The organism is Azotobacter chroococcum, assembly GCF_004339665.1.
GTDB lineage: Bacteria > Pseudomonadota > Gammaproteobacteria > Pseudomonadales > Pseudomonadaceae > Azotobacter > Azotobacter chroococcum.
Genome location: NZ_SMMU01000001.1, coordinates 369820 through 388891, shown reverse-complemented (window position 1 = coordinate 388891; position 19072 = coordinate 369820). Strand labels below are relative to the sequence as shown.

Sequence of the window (19072 nt, the reverse complement as noted above, 5' to 3'; positions counted from 1 at the left end):
GACCTGGTCAAGCTGTTTACGGCCAGGGCTACAGCGTCCCGGTGCTCGGCTAATTTCCAGCCTCCTTGTTCGTTCCTCCCTGATTCGCCAGCCAAAGGAGACTGTGCGTGAAGTCTAAGTTCGCACGTGGTTTGATCGCCGCCAGTTTGTCGATCGGCAATGTCGCTCTCGCCGCCCCTTTTCAGAAGGAGCCGATCGACACCCTCAAGGACGAGGGCTGGTTCAAGGCCTGCCTGCAGATCGACGATCTGCAAGAGCCGGCGGACACCGCCGGTAAAGAGTGGCGCGACCATGTATCCCTCAAGGCCGCCTGCCTGGCGGAGGCCCGCCGCGACGCCGAGGCCGTCGCCTTTCTCGAGGAGAAGATGGCCAGGGCCGGGCGCAGCCCGCAACTGCTGGATTTCCTGGGCACCAGCCAGTTCCGGCTGGGGCAGAACGCCGAGGCAGCGGCTTCCTTCGAGTAGGCTCTTGAAGGCGGGGTTTCTTACAATGACAGGCCGAATCTCTACCGCAAGCTGGCCGCCGCCTACCTGAAGCAGGCATCCGCCAGCGGCAAGGCGCCCGACAAGGAAGTGCTGGCCAAGGCCGAGCGCTACACCAGGCTGCTTCTGGACGCCGACCCGATTGCCGGGCCGGCAGTCTATGCTCAGCTGGCCCGAGTGAGGCTGATGCAGGGGGCCTATGATGAATCGAACAGCCTGTTCGGCGAGGCCTTGGTGAAGAACGCCAGCTACCCCGGTTGGCCCGGCGAAGTGCGCAGGATCATGGAAGTCGAGTTCACCATGGGACTGGGGCAAGCCTACTACCGCAAGGGCGACAAGTCTCGCGGCGCGGCCCTGATGGAGCAGGCCATCGATATTGCGCCGACCGAATCCCTCAAGGCCGTGATGCGCGCCATTCGCGACGATACCCTGAGGCCGGCCACGGCCGGTCTTGGACTTGATTGGAGACCCGGGCTCCCGGGAGTGTGGACAGCCATGGGAGCCCGGACCTGAGGGATGAGGCCGGCCAGCGGAGTGTCCGTCCCCAACCAATGACTCGCCCCTGATCATCAACCATGGAGGACACGTCAGTGAAACTCCAGGCAGTGAAGTTCGGCGATGGCTTTGCGCGGTGGCTGCGTCGCGATGCACGCCCGCTGGGCGCACGGGACCTCTCGCACGCCATCGGACTGGCGCGCATCACGCTGATCGTCGGTCTGGTATTCCTGCATTACCTGGAGTATCCGAACTCGCCCGTTTCCCCGTTCCACGGCATGGACGTCGTGCACCATCCGCTGGCGACCTTCGTCAACAGCTTCATCCTGTTCTTCTTTTTCAGCGCGGTTCCCCTGCTCAGCCTGATCTCCGGCTGGCTGTTCTTTTCCTTCGCGGAGGAGCGTCACGCCGCCCACCTCGAGCTGGCGCGGCGTATCCGTCGCCGCCTGACGTCCCTGTATCTTCCGCTGGTGTTCTGGAACGCCGCATTCCTAGCGATGCTGCTGCTCCTGTTCAGTTGGCGCCCCGATGCCCCGCTGCTCGATGCGCTCAATATCCGCTTCGAGCGTGCCGGCTGGTTCGACTACCTCAACGCCGTATTCGGCCTCACCCGGCATCCGGTGGGATTCCAGTTCTGGTTTGTGCGCGACCTGTGTGTGACCGTCCTGGTCAGTCCGCTCCTGTGGCTGTCGCTGCGCCATGTGCCCAGCCTGGGTCTGGCGATGCTGGGGTTGGCGTGGATGGCCGACAGCGACCTGCGGATCTTCTTTCGCGCCGACGTGGTGTTCTTCTTCTATCTGGGGGGCTGGCTGCGGATGCGCGGCATGGCGCTGGAAGTGGGGCTGCGCTCGACGCTGGTTTCGCTGCTGGCCTACCTCGTTCTCGTCGCGCTGCGGGCCGCGGCTCCCCTGCTGTTGGGTGGGGAAGGTCCGCATCCCGAGTGGCTGAACGCGGCGACTCGGGCCATGCGCCTGATCGGCGTGCTGGCATGCTGGGGGATCGTCCTGCAACTGGCGGCGACCCCGGCGGGCGCCGCCCTTGCACGCTACGGCGGCCTGGCCTTCTTCCTCTACGCCATGCACTTTCCCTTCATCGCCGCGGTGAAGATCCAACTCTGGCGCCTGATCCCGGCTCCGACGGACGGCTGGATGCTGGCGCACTATCTGGCCAGCGTCCTCATCACCCTGGCGATCGCGCTTTCCGCTGGCCTGCTATTGGCGCGAAAGGCGCCGCGCTGCTTCGCCTTGATGAACGGCGGCAGGGCGCTCGGTGCAGGCAGTCCGTAGTGCTGAAGAGGGGGTATGCCGGCGGTCATGGGGGTGCCAGCGCCGGGCCACGAAGTCCCGGCGCGACGCCCGCCGGCTCAATCCTGGCGGCTGGTGACTTCGAGCAGGTGGTAGCCGAACTGGGTCTTGACCGGACCCTGCACGACATTCAGCGGGGCGCTGAACACTACGGTGTCGAATTCCTTCACCATCTGGCCCGGGCCGAACGAGCCGAGGTCGCCGCCGCTGCGGCCGGACGGGCAGGTGGAGTTGTCGCGGGCGACCTGGGCGAAGTCGGCGCCGGCTTCGATGGCGGCTTTCAGTTCGAGGCACTTGGCCTCGGTGGGAACCAGAATGTGACGGGCGGTGGCGCGGGCCATGGGGATACTCCTGTTCGATGAGGGCGCTCAGCCTACCCTAATGTGGCGGCCATGCAAGTTCTCGGGGCGCAGGATGTCAGGCCCTGCGACCCGGCGCGCGGCGCCGGGTCATGCCGCTGTTCAGGAGGTGGCGGCGTGGCTGCCCAGCAGGGTGTGCTCGGACTTCTTGATGCGCTTGGCCTGGCGTTTTTCCTGGGCGCTCTTCAGCGGTTTCTTCTTGGTGTCCTTGTGCGATTCGTGGCTTTTGCTCATGGCGTCGCTCTCCAGGGAAAGGGGGAGTGGATCAGTGGGGACTGCGCGGGTCGTGCATCGTCACCTCCCTGGCGTGGGCCTTGGTTGTGGAATTGATTCCAGTCTAGTACGGGAGCGGGGCGGCGTTGGCCGGCTAGCGGAGAGTGCTTGTGCGAGCCGGCTGGAGAGCGCCGGAGAGGCGCTCCCACGCGGGAGCGTGGGAGCTATCAAGAGGGAAGCCTGCCCGGGGCACGAGGCCCGGCGGACACGGGCCTCGGTCGGGCGGTGTGCGTACCGCGGCTGTCAGATCAGCAGTACCTGTCCAGGTAGTGAACACCGGGATTGCTCCGCGCGACGCGCCAGTGTTCCGTCAGGGTCTGATGAACGCGCCCGATGAAGTCCCTGTCGGCCGCGGCCTTTTTGCCGACGTAGCCTTTTCCCCGGCGGTAGGTTCTGAGCCTGACGCGCATGGTGGGGACGCATTTCTCGAATTCATCTTCCTCCATGCCGGCCGGAAGACGATCGAGACGGACTTCGCCAGACTCGCTGACCCACAGGATGTGGCTTTCCTTATCCTTGTGCTGGGCGAACAGTTGAGCCAGGTCTTCGGGGGAGAGTGCATTGTTCAGGTTCATGTGCAAGGTCCTCTATTGATCGAACGTTTTGCGAAGTACGTGTGCTGTCGTTCGGTTTCAGGCCAGTCGTCCGTCGCCCGGAGGATCGGGACGCTGGCCTGCATGCCGTGCCAGCTGGGTTCAGATCACAACATGAGCCTTATGTAGCGCTGATCTTAGCTAACTACACGAGGCAGAGCCTGGGGAAGCCATGACAGAGTCACGAGGGGAGGAGGGGGCGAGTATCGGATGATGCGGGGTAGCGGACCGTGAGGGGTTGTACGGCCAGCCACAAGCATCATCAGAATGTCTCGCCAGCACTTCTCGCCGCCACATGACGATTACTGCCAGTCAACTTCATCAGTCTGCCTTGTGGGCAGTACAGTCGCGAGGACTCGGCGAGTGGGCCGAGCAAGCTGCGAACACCCTTACCAGGGCTCCCTGTTAGGGAAGCGATTTCATCATCCAAGGACAGGCATGGTTGTGTCAATGGTTTTGTAGTGTTTTTTTTAATGCACTACAAAAGGAGGGCTATCCATGCAGATCATCCTGGTGCGCCACGGCCGGCCCGAGCATTCCGCGGCGAGCTGGTGCACCCCGGCGCAGATGAAGGGCTGGCTCGAGCGCTACAACGAGGCGGACGTGGCCGGCCATGAGGTGCCCGACAGGCTCGTCTCGCTCGCCCGCTCGGCAGGGGCGGTGGTGTGCAGTTCCGTTGCGCGCTGCGTGCAGTCCAGGGCTTTTCTGGACGTGGATTGCTGCCTGCAGCCCGATCCGCTGTTTGCCGAAGCCCATCTGCCCTACCTGGACTTGCCGTTCCCGCGGCTGCCGCCTTCCCTGTGGCGCTTGCTGTTTCGCAGCGCCTGGTTCTGCGGCTTCGCCCGGCACACCGAGCCCATCGGCGAGTCGAACAAGCGGGCCGGCGCGGCGGCGGAGCGGCTTATCCGGCTGGCCGAGACGCACGGCAGCGTGTTGCTGATGGGGCACGGCATCATGAACGTCCTCATCGCGCGGCAATTGCGCAAGCGCGGCTGGGCGGGGCCGCTGCATCTGCTGATGCGGGGCTACTGGCACGCCAGCGTTTACCGGAAAGGGTCACCCGGTCGGTAGGCAGCGTGTAGCGCTGCGGGTGGAAAAGCCGCGCGGCGGTTTTCCGGTACGCGCATGGACAGCGAAACGCCCGGAGCGTGGGAGCGAGCAAAGGCAGAGGTGCAGCCAGGACTACCTCTGCGGCTTGTTCCTGATGGTCTTGAGCAGATCCTCGGGGCTGATGTGGCCGACGATGCTGGCTGTGCTGCCGGGCTGTGGCAGGTTGAGGATGTGGCCTTTCATCTTGCCGACGACGTGCATTTCGCAGGCCTTGCAGTCGAAGGTCAGGGTCAGCACCTCGTCCTGATGCACCAGTTGCATCGGCGCGACCTTGGTGCGTACGCCCTGCACGCCCTTGGCCTGTTTCGGGCACAGGTTGAAGGAGAAGCGCAGGCAGTGCTTGGTGATCATCACCGGCACCTCTCCGGTTTCCTCGTGGGCCTCGTAGGCCGCATCGATCAGCTGCACGCCGTAGCGGTGATAGAAGGCGCGGGCCTTCTCGTTGTACACGTTGGCCAGGAAGGTCAGGTGCGATTCCGGATACACCGGCGGCGGCACGCTGACCGGCTTGCGGCCGCCACGCGGGTGGGCCGCCAGGCGCGCGGCGGTCAGCGCGTCGATGGCTTCGCGGCGCAGGGACTTGAGCTGCGAATTGGGGACGAAGAAGGCCTGCGGCGCGTCGATCTCTACGCCCTCGGCATGGTAGAGGGTGGTGCCCAGCTGGCCGAGCAGGTCGCGCAGCTGCTCGAGCGCCTGCTCCGGCTTCTTCGCCAGACCGAAGGGTCCCGCCAGGCGGGCCTGGGCGCCGATGCCTTCCTCGCTGGTCACCGTCAGGACGAGCCGTTCTTCGCTCAGTTGGACGTGCCAGCGGACCGCCACGCGGCGCTCGGCGGAGGTCTTCAGCAGTGCCTGCTGCCAGTTGTGGTCCAGGTTGCGGTTGAGCGCATGCTGCGGACGCAGCTGCTTCAGTTCCGCCGGCATCTCGTTGGGCTCGATGCGGTACTGCCAGTGGGGCTTGCCGTCCTGTTCGAAGTGCTCGAGCGGCTCGACGACGCTGGCGCGGAACCCCACCACCTCGCGCTTGACCAGCACGTTCAGGCCGTCGCCGTTGCCGAGCGGCTCCGTGGTGCTGGCGATGAAATCCTTCTTGCGGACCTTGAGGATCTCGCCCACCGGCAGGCCGGTGAAGGTCGGTGAATCGAAGGCACCGATATCGACCTTGCGCTCGGTGGCAAAGTAATCCGTGCTGCCCCGGTGGAAGGTCTTGTCCGGGTCCGGCACGAAGAAGTGCTCGATCCGGCCGCTGGAGGCGCGGGCCAGCTCGGGACGCTCGGCAAGGACTGCATCCAGCCGCTGCCGGTAATAGGCGGTGATGTTCTTCACGTAGCCCATGTCCTTGTAGCGTCCCTCGATCTTGAAGGAGCGCACGCCGGCGTCGATCAGGGCCCGCAGGTTGGCGCTCTGGTTGTTGTCCTTCATCGACAGCAGGTGCTTGTCGTAGGCCACCACCCGGCCCTGATCGTCCTTCAGGGTGTAGGGCAGGCGACAGGCCTGCGAGCAGTCGCCGCGGTTGGCGCTGCGCCCGGTCTGCGCGTGGGAGATGTAGCACTGCCCGGAAAACGCCACGCACAGCGCGCCATGGATGAAGTACTCGAGGGTCGAGTCCACCTGCGCGCCGATGGCGCGGACCTCCTGCAGACTGAGTTCGCGGGCCAGCACCAGCTGGGAAAAGCCGGCATCCGAGAGGAACTTCGCCTTTTCCAGGGTGCGGATGTCGGTCTGAGTGCTGGCATGCAGCTCGATGGGCGGAATGTCCATCTCCAAGATGCCCATGTCCTGCACGATCAGCGCATCGATACCCGCGTCGTACAGCTGCCGGATCAGCTGGCGGGCCGGCTCCAGCTCGTCGTCGTGCAGGATGGTGTTGAGGGTGACGAACACCCGGGCGCGGAACAGATGGGCGAACTCCACCAGACCGGCAATCTCCGCCACGCCGTTGCTGGCATTGTGCCGTGCACCGAAGCTGGGACCGCCGATATACACGGCATCGGCGCCATGCAGAATGGCCTCCCTGGCGATGGACACATCCCGTGCCGGGCTCAGCAGTTCCAGATGGTGCTTGGGTAATGACATGGCTTCAAGATTCGGTACGAAACAAGCGTGCCATTGTAGCTGCGTTATGCGGCTTTTGATCGTTTCCACGCTCCTGCGTGGGAGCAGGGCATGACGCTCTGCAACACGGTGAAGCCTGGAGGCGATTGAAAAAATCGATCCTAGGCCGGCGCCGGATTCCACGTCCATTCCCGCCGCAGTCGTTGTCGCGGACTTCTGATGCAGGTCAGCAACGAGTATTTTTTTCTGCAGCAGGGCCTTCCAAGCACCTCGGTTTGGCGTAGTCTGGGGGCGTCGCATGAGTACTACGCGGCACCATTGCTGATCGGTTGAATAAGGAATGGCGTATGCAACTCCAGGTTCACAGCGATAACCATATCGAAGGCAGTGCCCGCCTGGCCGGCTGGGTCCGTGCCACTGTCGCCAGCAAATTCGAGCGTTACGACGAGGAATTGACCCGAGTGGTCATCCACCTGAACGACGAGAACGGCAACAAGGCCGGGGCCAATGACAAGCGCTGCCAGATCGAGGCACGTGCCAAGGGGCGCCAGCCGCTGTCGGTGACCCACAAGGCCGAGTCCCTGGAATTCGCCCTGGACGGCGCGATGGAAAAGCTCGGCCATGCCCTGGCCCACCGGCTCGGCAAGCAGCGCAACAAGCGCATCACCGGCGGTGCTGAAGTCGCCGGCAGCGTGGCCAGTCGTGACCGCTTGCTGGAGGAGGACTTCCTCGCCGAGGAGCAGCTGCGCATCGCCTGAGTCCGCAGCAGAATAAACCGCCGGCAGGCTGGGCCTGCCGGCGGTTTTTTATTGGCTGGTTTCCAGACTTCCGCGCCCGATCACTCCCACGCTCCTGCGTGGGAGCGGAGTAGGTGACGCTCTGCGTCACGGTGCCGCTTGGGAGCGATCAAAACCCCGCGCGTGATCAGAAGGCCCGCAATCGCGCATCATGGATGCAGACGGATCAAGGAGGTTTTCATGCGCATTGCTTCATTCGTGGCGCGGCTTGCCGCTCTGTCGCTGGGATTGCTGTTCGCCGCCGCTGCCGGAGCCGACGAGGAGGCGCGGCTGGTGGAGTCGATCAACGTCTACCGGGCGCAGGTGCAGAGCTGTGCCGGCCAGGCGTCTGGGGAACTGCCGCCGCTGGCGGAGGATGCGCGGCTGCTCCTGCCGGCCGGGGTCGTCGGGGATTTGCGGGAGGCGCTGAGCCTAGCGGCCTACCCGCTGGTCAACGCACAGTCGATCAGCCTGTCCGGGCCGCGCGACGCGCAGGCTGCCATGAAGACCTTGCAACAGAGCTACTGCCAGGTACTGCTGGACCCGCAGTTCGTCGATATCGGCATCAGCCGCGCGGAGCGCGACTGGCGCATCGTGCTGGCGCGGCCGCTCCTGGCCGGGCGCATGGGCGACTGGCAGGTGGAAGGGCAGAAGCTGCTCGAGCAGATCAACGCCGCCCGCGCGCAGGCGCGCCAGTGCGGCGGCCAGCAGTTCGCCGCGGCAGAGCCGCTGGCCTGGAACGCCGTGCTGGGAGCGGCGGCCGAAACCCACAGCCGGGCCATGGCCAACGGCAACTTCTTCGATCACAAGGACCGCGACGGCCGCACCCCGAGCGACCGGGCGGAACTGGCCGGCTACGCCGGCGGGCTGGTTGGCGAGAACATCGCCGCCGCGCAGGACAACGCCAGCAAGGTGGTCGACGGCTGGCTGGCCAGCCCCGGCCACTGCGCCAACCTGATGAACCCGCAGTTCCGCGAGCTGGGCGCGGCCTACGCGGCCGATCCAAAGAGCGATGCGGGGATCTACTGGACGGCGCTGTTCGGGGCGCCCTGAGTGCTCGGCGGGCAGGCAATGGCGCAGCATCGCCCAGTATGACTATTCTGAATGGCGGGCATAGGCCCCATCTTTTCACTCGACTCGGGAGAACTCACGATGAGCAGCTTCGAGATTGAGAGCTGGTGCAAGACCAAACCCACCGAAAAATCCGTTCCCATGGGGTTGATCCATTTCTACATCGGCGGCGACGACCGCGTGCACCTGGAACGGGCCGAGGAGCGCCTGCAGAGCACTGGCGAAGCCGAGACACTGGTCGATGTCGACCTGGGTACTCTGGAACTGGTCACTCCGCCCGAATGCGGGCCACTGTCCGATTGCCACTTGCGGGTCTACCTGCGGGAGGATGACCGGCGCGGGCAGTTCCACCTGGTGGGCCATCGCGCCAGCGACGGCAGCCTGATCTATACCAATGCGATGCTGATCGACGCGCTGATGTAGCGGCCCGCCGCTCATGGGCGTGCGGGCGGAATGATCGAAACGCCATGGGTCGTGCGGCGCAGGGGAGATCGGGCTCCGCCGGATATTTTTTATATCTTGAACGATATAGCGCTTTCGCCCATCCTGTCGCCCCACGATGATCCGGTACTGGGGACAGGTATGAGCACGGCAAGGGTAAACCTGGCATTGTTGGCCAGGGTCAATCATTTTCTGGCAGCGAAAGGGGAGCAGCAGATCAAGCGCTGTCAGCCCGACAGCGACAGGTACGGGGAGTTGGGAGGCCTGTACCTGATCGAGATGGCTTCGGGCGAGGTGCTCGACCACCATGTGGATATCGAGGCGTTCGCGAAGAGGATTGGCGTCGCGTAGAAGGCGCGAGCGTTTGGGGGAGCCCCGGCCAGGTGCCGGGGCTTTTCGTTTGCGGATGCGGGAAACGGGGAAGGGTGGAAACCTGCGCAGTGGTTTTCCGGCGGGAATACCCGGGCTGCTCGCGATACAGGCTGGGCGGGGACGGGGCTCGTCCGGCTGGACAAGCTGGCTTGGCCGCCCTACAAAGGACCACGTCGCGCAGGGCGGGCCCGCCTGCCGTGGAGTCGCTGCCCCGGCTCGCGAGAGCCGCCGGTCGCCGCGCATTCGTTTTGGTTTTATCGAGAGGCAGGTGGATTTGTGAGAAAGAAGAAACCCTTGGACCCCGTTCGCCAGGCACAGAAGAATCGGGCCTATCGGATCGGCTATCTGATCGCCTTGGCCGGCATCGTGTGCGGGTTCGTGTTGCTGGAGCTGAAGCCGGTGTGACGAATTTTGCCGCTGGCGGATCGAACACTTCTCCGTAGGGTGGAAAACCCGCGCAGCGGTTTTCCACCAGGGATGTCCGGGCGACTTGCTGCGCGGTTGTCTGCCCCGGTGTCACTGGGCCACGGCGCCCTGTGCGGCGTACAATCCTGCCCTGTCCCGCCCCTCTCCAGTACGGGAGGGGCATGGCGGCGGCCGGCTCCTGCCATTCAAGCCGGCTGTCGCAGATTGCCGATGCACGCATCTACCGCGAGAGAAATACCCATGCCGACCTACGATTACCGTTGCGAAGCCAACGGTCAGGTATATGAAGTCCAGCATCCGATGGCCCTGAGCCCGAAAACCTGGGGCGAACTGCGCGCCGCCAGCGCGCTGGCGGAAGACCCATCGATCCCGGACGATGCGCCGGTAACCAAGCTGATGAGCGCAGCCGGCGTGGTCAACAGCCGGGCACTGAAGAACCCGGAACCCCCGGCCTGCGCCCGGGGAAACTGCGCCGGCAACTGCCGCTGAACGGCTGCCTCGCCCGGTGATCGTCGCCGATCGTTCCCACGCTCCCGCGTGGGAACGCACACGGCTTTCTCCTCAGCTCCAGCCCGCAATCTCCAGCAGCCCCGGCTCTCCCGCATAGTTCCTCGCACTGGAATAGCGCCAGTGTTCCGGCCGTTCCACATAGCCGCGCCGTACCGGGTTGTGGTGGATGTAGTCCAGCTTCTGGCGCATCACCGCCTCGCTGCACACCAGCTCGGCATGGCTGCCTTCCTGCCAGAACTGGAAATCTCGGTCGTGCTTGTGCGTCTTCTTGCCCGCACGAGCCGATCCAGCGCTTGCGCTGCGCCGATGCTTTGCAGGTGCTCGACGATCCGGCGGGCGGTGAAGGACTTGAAGCCGGCCACGCAGCGGGGCAGATCCCTGGCCTGCGCCAGGTAGTGCAGGTGGTTCTCCATCACCACGTAACCGTAGAGCCGCAGGCCCTGGTGTTGCTGCTGGTAGCGCCAGCAGGTCAGCAGGATGTCGACCAGGGCGGGGTGGCTGAACAGCGGCAGCCAGTCCACCACCGTGCAGGTGAGAAAGTGCGGAAGGTCCGGTTCGGTAATCACATAGCGGCTGCGGCCCATGGGTGCCTCCTTGTACCCCATGCCTGGACGCCGGAGCGTCCGGGCGGGCGTTCCCACGCGGGAGCGTGGGAACGATCATTCGATCGGTTCATCGTGCGGAAGCCGATCCCCGACTCCCGATCCCCGATGGCTCCCGCGCTCCTGCGTGGGAGCCGGGTGGGTGACGCTTTGCGTCATGGGACGGGCTGGAATCGATCAAAATGCCTCCCATGCCCGGGTTGGGCTATGATGCGCGCCCCCACGCTCCGCTTGGAACATCAGGTCATCATGTCCGGCAATGCCCTTTATAACGACTTGTCCGGTTATTACGACCTGATGTGCGCCGATATCGACTACCAGGCGCAAAGCCACTGCGTTCACCGGCTGCAGCGACTGTTCGGCAATGGCGGGCGCCGGCATCTCGATCTGGCCTGCGGAACCGGGCCGCATGTCCGCCATTTCATCGATGCCGGCTATTCGGGTAGTGGCCTCGACATCAACCAGCCGATGCTGGACCGCGCCGTCATGCGTTGTCCGGAGGCGCAATTCTCCCGCCAGGATATGTGCGCCTTCACGGTGGACGAGCCGCAGGACCTGATCACCTGCTTTCTGTACTCCATCCATTACAGCGGCGGAATCGACAGGCTGAAGGCATGCATCGCCAGCGCGCACCGCGCACTGGCCGCCAACGGGCTCTTCTGCTTCAACGCGGTCGACAAGCGGCGGATCGACAACGCTTCATTCGTGACGCACACCGCACGGCACGCTGACGGCCTGTTCCGCTTCAGTTCCGGCTGGAACTACGCCGGCCAGGGCGAGCGGCAGTCGCTCAGACTGCGTATCGAACGAAGCGTGACGGGCGAAACCCAGGTGTGGCACGACGAACACCCCATGGTCGCGGTGAGCTTCGACGAGTTGCAGACGCTGCTGCAACCGTACTTCGAGGTTCATGTGTTCGAGCATGATTACGAAAAGCTCATTCCCTGGAGCGGAACCTCCGGGAATGCCTTGTTTACCTGCGTGAAGCGGTAAGGCCCTTCCAGGCTACCTCGCTATGGGGGGGCTGGCCCATGCGGTGTAGCGGCTGGATGTGGGAGCGTCGAGGGCTGCGCTCCCACGCGGGAGCGTGGGAACGATCATCAAACGATCAACGATCCGTTCACCGGGCAGAAGCCGATCCCCGACTCCCGATCCTTGATGGCTCCCACGCTCCTGCGTGGGAGCAGGGTGGGTGGCGCTTTGCGTCACGGGGCGAGGTGGGAGCGATCAATGCCCGGACGCCGGAGTGTTTTTTTGTGACGCAGTAAGATTAGGTAGCCTTTATGTAAACGAGCCACCAGACAACTCCTGCCCCGATAACCAGGATGCACCCAAGCATTATTGAGGTTGTTGGGGCGTCGGGATTTTTGTATTTGGATTTCCATGCTAGGCAGAACGATTTAGTAAAAGTCTTAAAGATTTTTCTTAATCTGTCTCGTCTGGCCTTTATCGAGCGTTCGAGTTTCCACAAAAGAAATACTCCGGTACCGCTAAGTGCTGTAGCAAGGAGACACAGAATTAGCCGCTCACAGGAGTTTAGGGACAGGTTTGGAATTTGCGGTATGCCCACAAGAGCGGCATACAAGAGAATGCCGTAGTTCGTAATTAACCATTGCTGCCCTTTAAAAAACGCCAGGTCTTGCGCGGAGACTTGATAGAGAAGGCGCAACTCTTCTTCAGCCTTCTGCCTAAGGTCGGTTCTGTCGTTCGGGTCCGACATGGCGTTTCCTCTTGGCTACCTAACGATGGAGTTCAGCCGCGGACGTTGGCTGGAGCGAATTGTTGGGCGTCAGCACGATTCATTCTAGTGGCGTTAAAATTTGGAATTTGACTGGACACAGTTGTAAGTCGAATCTAGCTCTGCGTTTTCATTCGTAACCATGAGGATTCCGGTTGTGCGATTGATCCTGTGATACCACTTCGCACCACCAGTAGAATTGAAGAACGAGATCGTGTCCTTTGTGATCCTAACCGCCTCTGCTTGCTCGTCGGTATCGACCGTGACTGAATTGGCGTATTCATCAATCTGGAGCGTGATTGAAAATCCATTCTTGCTTGTGCATACGAGATCAATGGACGAAGCACGGGCTCCAAGCGATACAATTAATAACATGAGACCAGTTATAACGATCTTCATATCAATTCTCTCCGCACATGTGCAAGCCTGGTAGCAACCTGCCTACTGACGGCCAATTACTATTCGACACCAGATGGTGTGAATAAACACACCATCTGGTGCATAACATTCCCTCGCCGATCCCGGCAAACCACTTGTAGGCTGCGGCCTTCAGCATGAAACCGGTGTCTTTCAGGGCGTTGTGCACCATGGGCGGCAAGCCAAAGCTCGTTAGCCCTACTTCAATCCCAGGCCAGCGCCCCGCCCGTCTGATACTCGGTGACGCGAGTCTCAAAGAAGTTCTTCTCCTTCTTCAAATCCATGATCTCGCTCATCCACGGGAAGGGGTTGGTGGTGCCCGGGTATTGTTCCGGCAGGCCGAGCTGGCTCAGGCGGCGGTTGGCGATGAACTTGAGGTAGTCCTCCATCATCGCGGCGTTCATGCCGAGCACGCCGCGGGGCATGGTGTCGCGGGCGTATTCGATTTCCAGCTGGGTGCCCTGCAGGATCATCTGGGTCGCTTCGTCCTTCATGTCGGCGTCCCACAGGTGCGGGTTCTCGATCTTGATCTGGTTGATCATGTCGATGCCGAAGTTCAGGTGCATGGACTCGTCGCGCAGGATGTACTGGAACTGCTCGGCGGTGCCGGTCATCTTGTTGCGGCGGCCCATGGAGAGGATCTGGGTGAAGCCGCAGTAGAAGAAGATTCCTTCCAGCACGCAGTAGTAGGCGATCAGGTTGCGCAGCAGCTGGCGGTCGGTTTCCGGGGTGCCGGTGTCGAAGGTCGGGTCGGAGATCGAGCGGGTGTACTTGAGGCCCCAGGACGCCTTTTTCGCGACGCTCGGGATCTCGTGGTACATGTTGAAGATCTCGCCCTCGTCCATGCCCAGCGACTCGATGCAGTACTGGTAGGCGTGGGTGTGGATCGCTTCCTCGAAGGCCTGGCGCAGGATGTACTGGCGGCATTCGGGGTTGGTGATCAGGCGGTACACGGCCAGCGCCAGGTTGTTGGCGACCAGCGAGTCGGCGGTGGAGAAGAAGCCGAGGTTGCGCATGACGATGCGCCGCTCGTCCTCGGTGAGGCCGTCCTGGCTCTTCCACAGGGCGATGTCGGCGTTCATGTTGACTTCCTGCGGCATCCAGTGGTTGGCGCAGCCGTCGAGGTACTTCTGCCAGGCCCAGTCGTACTTGAAGGGGACGAGCTGGTTGAGGTCGGCGCGGCAGTTGATCATGCGCTTCTCGTCGACGCGCACGCGGGCGGCGGCGCCTTCGAGGTCTTCGAGGCCCTCACGGATGTCCAGTTCGTTGAGCGCGGCCTTGGCGCGGGCCACCGCGTCGGAGTCGTCGGCGGCGATGGCGCGGGCGTCGTGGGCGGCGGCGTCGCCGACGCTGTCCAGGCGCTCCAGGCTCATGGCGGCGGCCTGCGGCTGCGCGGCAGCGGCGGCCGGCTTGGCGGCGGCGCCTTCTTCGGGTTGGTCGAATTCGTCCCAGCTGAGCATGGCGGGTTCTCCTGGTCGGGACCGGGCGGGCCGGTCGGTGCAAGTCGAATGGCTTCCCGCGGCGCGGGAAGCGCGGAATCTGTAGGGAAGGGGAAGCTGTTCCCCTCTCCCTGGCCCTCTCCCCGGCGGGGAGAGGGCATGGAAAGCAGGCCCCTACGGGGCGAGCGGTTTCCAGAGCGAGGCAGCGCGAGGCGCGCGGCGGTTCGGAGCCCCTGAGCGTACTGAAGTACGTGATGGGGGCCGGACCGCCGCGCAACGACGCGGGGTCCGCTCTGGGGACCGCGGATTAGCCACTCACTGACAGGCTTCGCAGTCGGGGTTGTCGATACTGCACGCCTGCGGCACCGGCGCCGGCTTGGGTTCGGCGGCGGACAGGCTCTCGTCGATCACCGAGGACACGGCGTTGAGCTTGCCGGTGGTGATGGTCGATTTCTCGGCGCTGGTGGCGGCCAGGGCGCGGAGGTAGTAGGTGGTCTTCAGGCCGCGGAACCAGGCCATGCGATAGGTCACGTCGAGCTTCTTGCCCGAGGCGCCGGCGATGTACAGGTTCAGCGACTGCGATTGGTCGATCCACTTCTGCCGGCGGCTGGCGGCCTCGACGATCCACTTGGTCTCCACCTCGAAGGCACTGGCGTAGAGGTCCTTGAGGTCCTGCGGGATGCGCTCGATCTGCTGCACCGAACCGTCGTAGTACTTGAGGTCGTTGACCATCACCCCGTCCCACAGGTCGCGCGCCTTGAGGTCGTGGACCAGGTAGGGGTTGATGACGGTGAACTCGCCGGAGAGGTTCGACTTCACGTAGAGGTTCTGGTAGGTCGGCTCGATCGACTGCGACACGCCGACGATGTTGGAGATGGTCGCGGTCGGCGCGATGGCCATGATGTTGGAGTTGCGCATGCCCTTCTTCACGCGCTCGCGCAGCGGCGCCCAGTCCAGGGTGCTGCTGCGGTCGACCGCGATGTACTTGGCGCCGCGCTGCTCGGCGAGGATGTCCAGCGAGTCCAGCGGCAGGATGCCCTGGGACCACAGCGAGCCCTCGAAGGTGGAGTAGGCGCCGCGCTCCTCGGCCAGGTCGCAGGAGGCCTGGATGGCGTAGTAGCTGATGGCTTCCATCGACTGGTCGGCGAAGGCGATGGCCGCCTCCGAGCCGTAGGGGAGGTGTTGCAGGTACAGCGCATCCTGGAAGCCCATGATGCCGAGGCCGACCGGGCGGTGCTTGAAGTTGGCGTTCTGCGCCTGCGGCACCGAGTAGTAGTTGATGTCGATGACGTTATCCAGCATGCGCACGGCGGTCTTCACGGTGCGCGCGAGCTTGGCGGTGTCCAGCTTGCCGTCATTGATGTGGTTGACCAGGTTGATCGAGCCCAGGTTGCAGACGGCGATCTCGTCCTTGTTGGTGTTGAGGGTGATCTCGGTGCACAGGTTGGAGCTGTGCACGACACCAACGTGCTGCTGCGGGCTGCGCAGGTTGCACGGGTCCTTGAAGGTCAGCCAGGGGTGACCGGTCTCGAACAGCATGGAGAGCATCTTGCGCCACAGGTCCTTGGCGGCGACGGTCTTGAACAGCTTGAGCTTGCCGTACTGGGTCAGCGCCTCGTAGTACTCGTAGCGTTCCTCGAAGGCCTTGCCGGTCAGGTCGTGCAGGTCCGGCACGTCGGACGGGGAGAACAGGGTCCACTGGCCGTCCTCGAACACCCGCTTCATGAACAGGTCGGGAATCCAGTTGGCGGTGTTCATGTCGTGGGTGCGGCGGCGGTCGTCGCCGGTGTTCTTGCGCAGTTCGAGGAACTCCTCGATGTCCAAGTGCCAGGTCTCCAGGTAGGAGCAGACCGCGCCCTTCCTTTTACCCCCTTGATTGACCGCTACGGCCGTGTCGTTGACCACCTTGAGGAAGGGCACGACGCCCTGGCTCTTGCCGTTGGTGCCCTTGATGTAGGAGCCGAGCGCGCGCACCGGGGTCCAGTCGTTGCCCAGGCCGCCGGCGAATTTGGACAGCATGGCGTTGTCGTGGATGGCGCTGTAGATGCCGGAGAGGTCGTCCGGCACGGTGGTCAGGTAGCAGGAGGACAGCTGCGGGCGCAGGGTGCCGGCGTTGAACAGGGTCGGCGTGGAGGCCATGTAGTCGAAGGACGACAGCAGGTTGTAGAACTCGATGGCGCGTTCTTCCTTCTGCGGCTCCTCGATGGCCAGGCCCATGGCGACGCGCATGAAGAACACCTGCGGCAGCTCGAAGCGGATGCCGCCCTTGTGCAGGAAGTAGCGGTCGTAGAGGGTCTGCAGGCCAAGGTAGGTGAACTGCTGGTCGCGCTCGTGATCGATCGCGGCGCCCAGTCGGGCCAGGTCGTAGCCCTGCAGTTTCGGGTCGAGCAGTTCGAACTCGATGCCTTTCTCGACGTACACCGCCAGGGCCTTGGCGTAGAGGTCGGCCATCTCGTGGTGGGTGGCGGACTCGGCGACGCCGAGAAAGCCCAGGGCTTCGGCGCGCAGGGTGTCCATCAACAGGCGCGCGGTGACGTAGGAGTAGTTCGGCTCGCGCTCGACCAGGGTCCGCGCGGTCATCACCAGGGCGGTGTTGACGTCCTTCTCGGCCACGCCGTCGTAGAGGTTCTTCAGGGTTTCCTTCTGGATCAGCCCGCCATCGACCTCGGCCAGGCCCTCGCAGGCCTCGCCGATGATGGTGTCCAGGCGACCCATGTCCAGCGGGACGAGGACGCCGTCGGCGCGGGCGACGCGGATGCTCGGGTGCGGCTGGGCGACTTCCTGGACGGCGGCGGCGCGCTTGCGCTCCTGGGTGCGGGCTTCGCGGTAGATGACGTAGTCGCGGGCGACCTTGTGCTCGCCGGCGCGCATCAGCGCCAGTTCCACCTGGTCCTGGATCTCCTCGATGTGGATGGTGCCGCCGGAGGGCATGCGGCGCTTGAAGGTGGTGCTGACCTGCTCGGTCAGGCGCGCGACGGTTTCATGGATGCGCGACGAGGCGGCGGCGGTGCCGCCTTCCACTGCGAGGAACGCCTTGGTGATGGCCACGGTGATCTTGTCGTCGGTGTAGGCAACGACGGTGCCGTTGCGCTTGATCACCCGCAGCTGGCCGGGCGCGGTGGTGGCCAGGTCAGGGGTCGACTCGGCGGTCCGCGGTGCGCCGGGCGACTGGGTCTCGCGAGTGGCGTCGGTATGCATGAAGATCTCCATTGTGAGGGGTGTCTGCTCGGACGCCCGGGACAGCGATATCTTCGCCGCAGGCCCGCAACGGGGCGGCGGATGGATCGCTGCGGCGGGCGTCCTCCTGGTGTTTCGAATGCAGTGCCGCGACTTGACTCTAGTCCAAAATCCAGAGTCGAAACCACAATATCTAGTGGTGGTGTCGCTAGCGGCATGTTCGTCTGGTCGGTGTGATTCCTGCCGCTGAAAACAATTCCAGCCGCATTCGCGGCTGGCTGAGCGTGACTCCGGTGACATGGGAAACCGGGTGGAAACGTCTGTTGACCGGAGTTTCCAGAGGTCTTACGAGCAGGCTGTTTCCCGGTCCATACCTCTACATATAGATGCGGCGGCGAATAGTAATACAAGATGGTGCGTTTCGGAAGGCGATGCAAGGCAAAGCGATGGGGGTAACCTGTGGATAAAGTGTGGGTCGTTGGTGGGTGACAGGAGGGTATTTTGGCGCAGGCCGCACCGCTCTTGGCTTGGGCCGCTTGTCGCCGGCATGGATGAATTCGACGGGCTGGCGGAGGATTTTGGCTGGTATATACAAACCCAACATCTTGTGTTTCTGATTTTTCCGTCAAGGGGCTGAACGGTTCGACGAGGGCGATACAGTCGTCCGCAGGCTGACGCCTACCGCCCGGGCTTTTCGGCGGGAATGGCGACCAGGGTCAGCAGCCGCTCGCCCTCGTAGACGAACTGGCCTTCGAGCAGGCTGCCGGCCGGCCAGTCCGGGCCGAGGCCTTCGAGCAGGCGCAGGCGGGCCGCTCCGCCGGGGCTCCAGTCGAGCAGTTCGGCATGCTCGAAGTAGAAGCGCTGGCGGACCAGCGGGTAGAGGGCCTTGAACAGGCTTTCCTTGAGGGAGAAGGTCAGGCTGGTCAGCCAGGCCTGCTCCTCGGGCGTGCCGGGCAGGCGGCGCAGCTCGGCGGGGGTGAGGATCTGTTCGGCCAGACGCCCGGCGCGCTCGGCCGGGATCAGGAGTTCGGTGTCCAGCCCCAGGCCGCGCCAGGTGTCCGCCTGCCCGACCAGGGCGGCCGCCCAGCCGTCACCGTGGGTGATCGAGCCGACCACCCCGGCGGGCCACTGCGGCGCGCGGTCCTCGCCGACCGCCGGCACGCCGGGAAGGCCGGTCAGCCGCAGCAGGGCCTGGCGCGCACAGAGGCGTCCAGCCAGGTATTCGGCCTGGCGCTTGGCCACGCCGCGGACCGGCGCGATGCCGCAGGCCGCGAAGTCGGTCGCTTGCAGCAGGGCCGGGTCGAAGCGGGCGCTGTTGAGCGTGGCATTGGACAGCGCCAGGGGCAGCGGCCAGCGCTCGCTCGGCTCGCTCAGGCAGGGGGGCAGGGGGCTGGAGAAGGTCATCGCGGCATTCTGCCGTGGGCGGCCTCGGGCG

Annotated in this window: 18 protein-coding genes and 1 pseudogene; 10 read left to right on the top strand and 9 right to left on the bottom strand. The window is 64.1% G+C overall.

Features of this window, described 5'->3' with window-relative positions; all coding sequences use genetic code 11:
* Nucleotides 1–107 precede the first annotated feature (107 nt).
* From EV691_RS23560 to EV691_RS01830, 3 genes are all read left to right on the top strand, one after another.
* Complete coding sequence (locus EV691_RS23560) at nt 108–464, top strand: hypothetical protein (RefSeq protein WP_207390162.1); 357 nt, start codon at nt 108–110, stop codon at nt 462–464.
* A 108-nt stretch (nt 465–572) separates the two neighbouring features.
* Nucleotides 573–995 (top strand): tetratricopeptide repeat protein, encoded by a 423-nt coding sequence (locus EV691_RS23555; RefSeq protein WP_207390163.1) that lies wholly within the window; start codon nt 573–575, stop codon nt 993–995.
* Between the two features lie 77 nt (nt 996–1072).
* Nucleotides 1073–2263 carry an acyltransferase family protein gene (locus tag EV691_RS01830; protein ID WP_242672506.1) on the top strand — a complete coding sequence of 397 codons (1191 nt, stop codon included), beginning with the start codon at nt 1073–1075 and terminating at the stop codon, nt 2261–2263.
* Between the two features lie 77 nt (nt 2264–2340).
* On the opposite strand, the gene EV691_RS01825 is transcribed toward EV691_RS01830, so the two are convergent.
* The 3 genes from EV691_RS01825 to EV691_RS01820 all read right to left on the bottom strand — a co-directional run bounded on the left by EV691_RS01825 (nt 2341) and on the right by EV691_RS01820 (nt 3488).
* Nucleotides 2341–2622: a peptidylprolyl isomerase gene (locus EV691_RS01825; RefSeq protein WP_089168565.1), complete on the bottom strand. Its 282-nt coding sequence runs from the start codon at nt 2620–2622 to the stop codon at nt 2341–2343.
* A gap of 120 nt (nt 2623–2742) precedes the next feature.
* Nucleotides 2743–2874 (bottom strand): hypothetical protein, encoded by a 132-nt coding sequence (locus EV691_RS24095; RefSeq protein ID WP_264371140.1) that lies wholly within the window; start codon nt 2872–2874, stop codon nt 2743–2745.
* Between the two features lie 287 nt (nt 2875–3161).
* Nucleotides 3162–3488, bottom strand: coding sequence for a hypothetical protein (locus tag EV691_RS01820; protein ID WP_131297786.1), 327 nt, complete (start codon nt 3486–3488; stop codon nt 3162–3164).
* Nucleotides 3489–4004: 516 nt separating this feature from the next.
* Between EV691_RS01820 and EV691_RS01815 the strand changes: the two genes are divergently transcribed.
* Complete coding sequence (locus EV691_RS01815) at nt 4005–4577, top strand: histidine phosphatase family protein (protein WP_131297787.1); 573 nt, start codon at nt 4005–4007, stop codon at nt 4575–4577.
* Between the two features lie 111 nt (nt 4578–4688).
* Here EV691_RS01815 and EV691_RS01810 read toward each other — a convergent pair whose 3' ends face one another.
* The gene (locus EV691_RS01810) at nt 4689–6689 is read right to left on the bottom strand and encodes a peptidase U32 family protein (protein ID WP_131297788.1); all 2001 of its coding nucleotides are present in this window, start codon (nt 6687–6689) and stop codon (nt 4689–4691) included.
* Between the two features lie 326 nt (nt 6690–7015).
* On the opposite strand from EV691_RS01810, the gene EV691_RS01805 reads away from it, so the two are divergent.
* The 5 genes from EV691_RS01805 (at nt 7016) to EV691_RS01785 (ending at nt 10243) form a co-directional block, all read left to right on the top strand.
* Nucleotides 7016–7426, top strand: coding sequence for an HPF/RaiA family ribosome-associated protein (locus EV691_RS01805; protein ID WP_089168561.1), 411 nt, complete (start codon nt 7016–7018; stop codon nt 7424–7426).
* A gap of 219 nt (nt 7427–7645) precedes the next feature.
* Entirely contained in the window at nt 7646–8497 is an 852-nt protein-coding gene (locus EV691_RS01800) for a CAP domain-containing protein (protein WP_131297789.1), read from the top strand.
* A 99-nt stretch (nt 8498–8596) separates the two neighbouring features.
* A complete protein-coding gene (locus EV691_RS01795) occupies nt 8597–8938 on the top strand; it encodes a hypothetical protein (RefSeq protein WP_131297790.1) in 342 nt (113 codons plus the stop codon).
* A gap of 30 nt (nt 8939–8968) precedes the next feature.
* Nucleotides 8969–9307 (top strand): hypothetical protein, encoded by a 339-nt coding sequence (locus tag EV691_RS23705; RefSeq protein ID WP_242672507.1) that lies wholly within the window; start codon nt 8969–8971, stop codon nt 9305–9307.
* 687 nt (nt 9308–9994) lie between these two features.
* Nucleotides 9995–10243 (top strand): FmdB family zinc ribbon protein, encoded by a 249-nt coding sequence (locus tag EV691_RS01785; protein ID WP_039803376.1) that lies wholly within the window; start codon nt 9995–9997, stop codon nt 10241–10243.
* A 72-nt stretch (nt 10244–10315) separates the two neighbouring features.
* On the opposite strand, the pseudogene EV691_RS01780 reads toward EV691_RS01785, so the two are convergent.
* Nucleotides 10316–10848, bottom strand: a pseudogene (locus tag EV691_RS01780) (REP-associated tyrosine transposase).
* A 267-nt stretch (nt 10849–11115) separates the two neighbouring features.
* On the opposite strand from EV691_RS01780, the gene EV691_RS01775 reads away from it, so the two are divergent.
* Nucleotides 11116–11859 carry a class I SAM-dependent DNA methyltransferase gene (locus EV691_RS01775; protein ID WP_207390178.1) on the top strand — a complete coding sequence of 248 codons (744 nt, stop codon included), beginning with the start codon at nt 11116–11118 and terminating at the stop codon, nt 11857–11859.
* Nucleotides 11860–12136: 277 nt separating this feature from the next.
* On the opposite strand, the gene EV691_RS01770 is transcribed toward EV691_RS01775, so the two are convergent.
* The 4 genes from EV691_RS01770 to EV691_RS01755 all read right to left on the bottom strand — a co-directional run bounded on the left by EV691_RS01770 (nt 12137) and on the right by EV691_RS01755 (nt 19041).
* Complete coding sequence (locus tag EV691_RS01770; protein ID WP_131297792.1) at nt 12137–12586, bottom strand: hypothetical protein; 450 nt, start codon at nt 12584–12586, stop codon at nt 12137–12139.
* A 638-nt stretch (nt 12587–13224) separates the two neighbouring features.
* Entirely contained in the window at nt 13225–14481 is a 1257-nt protein-coding gene (locus tag EV691_RS01765; RefSeq protein WP_131297793.1) for a ribonucleotide-diphosphate reductase subunit beta, read from the bottom strand.
* 294 nt (nt 14482–14775) lie between these two features.
* Nucleotides 14776–17658 (bottom strand): ribonucleoside-diphosphate reductase subunit alpha, encoded by a 2883-nt coding sequence (locus EV691_RS01760; RefSeq protein WP_131297794.1) that lies wholly within the window; start codon nt 17656–17658, stop codon nt 14776–14778.
* A gap of 657 nt (nt 17659–18315) precedes the next feature.
* A complete protein-coding gene (locus EV691_RS01755; RefSeq protein WP_131297795.1) occupies nt 18316–19041 on the bottom strand; it encodes a 4'-phosphopantetheinyl transferase family protein in 726 nt (241 codons plus the stop codon).
* Nucleotides 19042–19072: the final 31 nt, after the last annotated feature.

Excerpts from the sequence above, each read along its gene's own strand:
- EV691_RS01825 (WP_089168565.1), bottom strand. The coding sequence starts at position 2,622 with ATGGCCCGCGCCACCGCCCGTCACATTCTGGTTCCCACCGAGGCCAAG.
- EV691_RS24095 (WP_264371140.1), bottom strand. The coding sequence starts at position 2,874 with ATGAGCAAAAGCCACGAATCGCACAAGGACACCAAGAAGAAACCGCTG.
- EV691_RS01820 (WP_131297786.1), bottom strand. The coding sequence starts at position 3,488 with ATGAACCTGAACAATGCACTCTCCCCCGAAGACCTGGCTCAACTGTTC.
- EV691_RS01815 (WP_131297787.1), top strand. The coding sequence starts at position 4,005 with ATGCAGATCATCCTGGTGCGCCACGGCCGGCCCGAGCATTCCGCGGCG.
- EV691_RS01810 (WP_131297788.1), bottom strand. The coding sequence starts at position 6,689 with ATGTCATTACCCAAGCACCATCTGGAACTGCTGAGCCCGGCACGGGAT.
- EV691_RS01805 (WP_089168561.1), top strand. The coding sequence starts at position 7,016 with ATGCAACTCCAGGTTCACAGCGATAACCATATCGAAGGCAGTGCCCGC.
- EV691_RS01800 (WP_131297789.1), top strand. The coding sequence starts at position 7,646 with ATGCGCATTGCTTCATTCGTGGCGCGGCTTGCCGCTCTGTCGCTGGGA.
- EV691_RS01795 (WP_131297790.1), top strand. The coding sequence starts at position 8,597 with ATGAGCAGCTTCGAGATTGAGAGCTGGTGCAAGACCAAACCCACCGAA.
- EV691_RS23705 (WP_242672507.1), top strand. The coding sequence starts at position 8,969 with ATGATCGAAACGCCATGGGTCGTGCGGCGCAGGGGAGATCGGGCTCCG.
- EV691_RS01785 (WP_039803376.1), top strand. The coding sequence starts at position 9,995 with ATGCCGACCTACGATTACCGTTGCGAAGCCAACGGTCAGGTATATGAA.
- EV691_RS01775 (WP_207390178.1), top strand. The coding sequence starts at position 11,116 with ATGTCCGGCAATGCCCTTTATAACGACTTGTCCGGTTATTACGACCTG.
- EV691_RS01770 (WP_131297792.1), bottom strand. The coding sequence starts at position 12,586 with ATGTCGGACCCGAACGACAGAACCGACCTTAGGCAGAAGGCTGAAGAA.
- EV691_RS01765 (WP_131297793.1), bottom strand. The coding sequence starts at position 14,481 with ATGCTCAGCTGGGACGAATTCGACCAACCCGAAGAAGGCGCCGCCGCC.
- EV691_RS01760 (WP_131297794.1), bottom strand. The coding sequence starts at position 17,658 with ATGCATACCGACGCCACTCGCGAGACCCAGTCGCCCGGCGCACCGCGG.
- EV691_RS01755 (WP_131297795.1), bottom strand. The coding sequence starts at position 19,041 with ATGACCTTCTCCAGCCCCCTGCCCCCCTGCCTGAGCGAGCCGAGCGAG.